Origin of the sequence: Rosenbergiella epipactidis, assembly GCF_018494055.1 — a bacterium.
GTDB classification, from domain to species: domain Bacteria; phylum Pseudomonadota; class Gammaproteobacteria; order Enterobacterales; family Enterobacteriaceae; genus Rosenbergiella; species Rosenbergiella epipactidis.
Map to the genome: position 1 here is coordinate 1 of NZ_JABBFQ010000025.1, position 472 is coordinate 472.

Below are 472 nucleotides of genomic sequence, written 5' to 3' on the forward strand. Positions count from 1 at the left end.
GTTTTCAATTTATCAGCTTGTTTCCAGATTTTTAAAGAGCAATATCTTAAAGACGACTCGTAAGTCAGCTTTAAGATCATTTTATTTTCAGTGAGATACTGAAGATGGTGGAGCTAAGCGGGATCGAACCGCTGACCTCCTGCGTGCAAGGCAGGCGCTCTCCCAGCTGAGCTATAGCCCCATCGATTTTGCAAACATCAGAGTTACCGAAGTGATTCTTTATCAGGCAAGGCATGTTTTCGCGACGTATACTGAAGTATACGAGCCGGAAACATAACGCGGCATGAGAAAGAATTGGTAGGCCTGAGTGGACTTGAACCACCGACCTCACCCTTATCAGGGGTGCGCTCTAACCACCTGAGCTACAAGCCTGCAGATGTTTACTGCTCTCTTTAATTTTCATCAGACAATCTGTGTGAGCACTACGCAGCAATGTATCTTACAGGTAAGGAGGTGATCCAACCGCAGGTTC

The 472-nt window shown here is 46.0% G+C and carries 2 tRNA genes; both read right to left on the reverse strand.

From position 1 onward, the window contains the following. Positions 1–105: 105 nt before the first annotated feature. Positions 106–181 (reverse strand) — tRNA-Ala (locus HGT71_RS15635). A 114-nt stretch (positions 182–295) separates the two neighbouring features. Further along, a tRNA-Ile gene (locus HGT71_RS15640) sits at positions 296–372 on the reverse strand. Between the last annotated feature and the right edge of the window lie 100 nt (positions 373–472).